3 protein-coding genes are annotated in these 3,448 nt (G+C 64.7%); 1 reads left to right on the top strand and 2 read right to left on the bottom strand.

Annotated features, from left to right (window positions below):
- Positions 1-882 (bottom strand): response regulator (locus PA598K_RS17845; protein ID WP_185602073.1); only part of this gene is annotated, 882 nt, incomplete at its 3' end.
- Between the two features lie 150 nt (positions 883-1,032).
- Positions 1,033-2,901, bottom strand: coding sequence for a cache domain-containing sensor histidine kinase (locus tag PA598K_RS17840; RefSeq protein ID WP_185602072.1), 1,869 nt, complete (start codon positions 2,899-2,901; stop codon positions 1,033-1,035).
- Positions 2,902-2,970: 69 nt separating this feature from the next.
- Between PA598K_RS17840 and PA598K_RS36290 the strand changes: the two genes are divergently transcribed.
- Positions 2,971-3,448: ABC transporter substrate-binding protein (locus tag PA598K_RS36290; RefSeq protein WP_185602071.1), on the top strand; the 478-nt coding region annotated here is incomplete at its 3' end.

The following is a 3,448-nucleotide window of genomic DNA, read 5'->3' as shown; positions in this document are numbered from 1 at the left end:
TGCGGCGCGCAGCGCCTCCGGGCGGCCGCAGGCCCGACTCGCAGCGGCAAGAGCGCCGTCGCCAGCGCGCTCCGCTGCCGCGACCATGCGTCGCAGCCGGTCGAGCACGAGCTGCCCTGCCCCGCTCTGAGTACCGACGAGCAGCAGCCTCACCTCAGGGCGTTCGGGATGCGGCAGCCACAGCATGCCTGCGCCGTCCACGCCAAAGGGCGACGCAGCCGCTGCCGCGAGCACGCCGACGGCACGCGACTCTGCCTCCGTTCCGCTACCTACCCTGCCGCTATACGCCGTTTCGCTGCCGCCAACGTCGAAGGGCGCCTCCGCTGCCGCGAGCACACCCACGGCGAGCGACTCTGCGGCGAGCAGCGCCCGGATCGGCTCCGCGCCGTACTGCTCGGCGCGCAGCGGCGCCCGCTCATCGGCGCAGCTCCGGCACAACCAGGCCGCCAGCCGTTCGCCCTCGACGGCCAGCGCATGCGCATGCTCCGCTTCGCGCTGCGCCGTCTGTCTCTGCAGGAAGGCCAGCGCCTTGTCCAGCGAGGCCCGCAGCTCGCGGTTATCGAATGGCTTCAGGATATAATCGACGACATTGGCGCCGATCGCCTCCCGGGTATACTCGAAGTCCGAGTAGCCGCTGATGACGATCAGCGCCATCTGCGGCTGGCGCTCGGAGAGCTCGCGCAGCAGGGAGACGCCATCCATCGCCGGCATCCGCATATCGGTAAAGACGAGATCGGGCATCTCCCGCAGCGCCAGCTCCAGTCCCTCCTCGCCGTCCTCGGCCTCGCCTACCCAGGCGAGGGGCAGACCTAGCGAGGCGATCTTCTTGACGATGGCACGCCGGATCAATGTCTCGTCGTCGATTACGACATATCTGTACATCGATGACTCCCCCTTATTGCTCTTAGATGACTGACCGTAGGTGCTGCTCATGCCCTGACCGATTCGCTACCCCGGACTGCTCGCCGGGAGGCGGAGACGCAGGCCTGATCGGCTGCCTCCCTGCCATTGCTGCCCACACCCGGATGTACGTTAGCTAGGGTCGCTCGCAGGGAGGAGGAGACGGATGCGCGTCCCCAGTCCTTCGCCGTCGCTACGCGCCTCGACGCCGTGAGGCTCGCCATAGTATAGCGAGAGACGCGCATGGACATTATAGATGCCGATCGAGCGGGCATCGCCTGCTTGCGGGTCGAGTTGCTCGAAGGTCGGCGGCGCGCCCAGCATCTCGTGCAGGCGCGCCAGCTTCGGCGCGGCGATGCCGACGCCGTCATCGGCTACCTCGATCCAGGCGCCGCGCTCGTCCTCTCCTGCCGTGATGCGGACGATACCCTTGCCCTTCTTCGGCTCGAGACCGTGGAAGACGGCATTCTCCACGATCGGCTGCAGGAGCAGCTTCAGCATCCGTCGCTCCATCAGCTCATCCGGGATAGCGATCTCGGCGCGGATTCGCTCCCCGTAGCGATACGACTGGATGAGCATGTAGTCGGCGACATGCGCCAGTTCCTCCCGCAGCGTCACCTCGTCCCGACCCAGCTTGATGCTGTAGCGGAACATATTGCCGAGCGCCTTGGACACCTCGGCGACGCTGTCGACAGACTCCAGCTCGGCGATGCTGTTGATCGTCGCCAGCGTATTGAACAGGAAGTGCGAGTTGATCTGCGCCTCCAGCGCCTTCATCTTCGCCGACATGGCGATAAGCTGGCTGCTGTAGCGCTCGTGGATGAGCGTATCGATCTTGTCCAGCATGCTGGCGTACTGTCCGTACAGGATGCCGATCTCGTCGGTGCGGGCGGCATATGCCCCGATGTCGGCGGAGGGCGGCTGCGCCTTGTCGTAGTTTTTCATTAGCAGGGCGATCCGGCTGACTGGCTTGGAGAAGGCATTAGCGATCCAGAGCGAGAGTGCGATGGCAACGATCGCCCAGATGATCCCGAAGCCGATGGCGAACGTCTGCATCGAGCGGACCTGCTGCGCCACCGAGGCGAGCGAGACCGAGATGACCATCCGCCAGTCATACGCCGAGAAGGTGTCGTAGACGTACAGCCGGTCGCTTCGCTCATCGAGCCAGGAGCCGCTCGCCTGTCCCGCCGCCGGCATCATCGACGTCTCGTCGATGGCTTGCCCTTCCGCCGACACATTCGCCATCTCGTCGCTCTCTCGCCCATCTGCAGGCACGGCTGCCGCCTCGTCGCTTGCCGTGCCGTATAGCAAGCCGCCGCCGGCGCTCAGGACGCTGATCCGCTGGTCGTCGAGCACGCCGTTCCTCAGCTCCTCGAACAATCCCGAGCCGCAATTGATTAGCAGCACGCCGATCCGCTGCTTGGTCTTGGGATCGTAGAGGGTGCGCGAGAAGGTGATCGACGGATACTCCAACAGCAGGAACGGCTGCTGCGCCATCTCGCTGACGTAGAGCCCGCCCTGGCGCTCCAGCGTCCGCCGATACCAGTCTGATTCGGCATAGGCATAGCCCGGCCGCAGCTCCGAGCCCTTGGTGCTGGAGAAGACCGTGCCATCCTCGGCGAACAGGTACAAGCCTTCGATGTAGCCATGGCTGAGCAGCAGACTTTCCGTGCTGGCGCGGAATTCCCGCTCATGGCGCAGCCGGTCGTAGGGCGCCGCCCCGCCAGGAAGGGCGTACTGCCGGAGGAACGACAGCACGGGGTCCGCACCCGCCGTCTGCTGATAGGCGATATATTCGGAGACGCGGCCGATCTCCTCGAGCTGATTGGCCAGACGGATCATCGATCGCTCCAGGATGTTGGCTGAGACCTGCTCCACCTGATGCTCGACGAGCGTCGCATAGTTGCGGCTGGTGACGATGACGACCACAACGATCGGGATGAGCGAGAGCAGCAGCAGCGCTACCAGCAGGCGATTTTTGAGACCCCAGGCGAATTTCATCGGGCACTTCTCCATGTAAGCGTTTTTAAGTATAATTGTAGCATACTTTGTTCAAAAGGAGGGAGGGCGTTGGCGAATCGTCGCATCCTGCCGCTCATGGCTGCGTTGCTGCTCCTGACTGCCGGCTGCCGTGACAGCGCGTCCCCGGACGCCCCCGAATCTAGTCAAACGGTCATCCGTTATTTGCATATGGGCGTGGCGGGAGACGGAGAGGACAGCAACCCGTTCGTCATGCGCCAGCTCCCGCAGGCCGTAGCCGAGCGCTTCCCTGGCGTCACCCTGCGTCCCGAGATGCTCCCGGAGGACCCGTATACGAAGACGCTGCTCGTCCAGCTCGCCTCCGGCGAAGGACCGGACTTCTTCGAATGGTGGCCGATGCGCCAGCTCGAGGAGCTGGTCGCCGCCGGTTACCTGCAGGATCTGAGCGGCATGGACATCCTGGACCGCTTCACCCCGGAGGCGCTGGAGGGCTTCACGGTAGACGGCAAGGTGTACGGACTGCCCAAGGGGCTGAGCATCATGGGCACCTGGTACAACAAGACGTTGT

The organism is Paenibacillus sp. 598K (assembly GCF_003851045.1).
Taxonomy (GTDB): Bacteria; Bacillota; Bacilli; order Paenibacillales; family Paenibacillaceae; genus Paenibacillus_D.
The sequence above is the reverse complement of the archived record's forward strand: the minus strand, read 5'-3'. Positions and strand labels throughout refer to the sequence as shown.

Coding starts and splice junctions, on each gene's coding strand:
- PA598K_RS17840 (WP_185602072.1), bottom strand. CDS start 2,901: ATGAAATTCGCCTGGGGTCTCAAAAATCGCCTGCTGGTAGCGCTGCTG.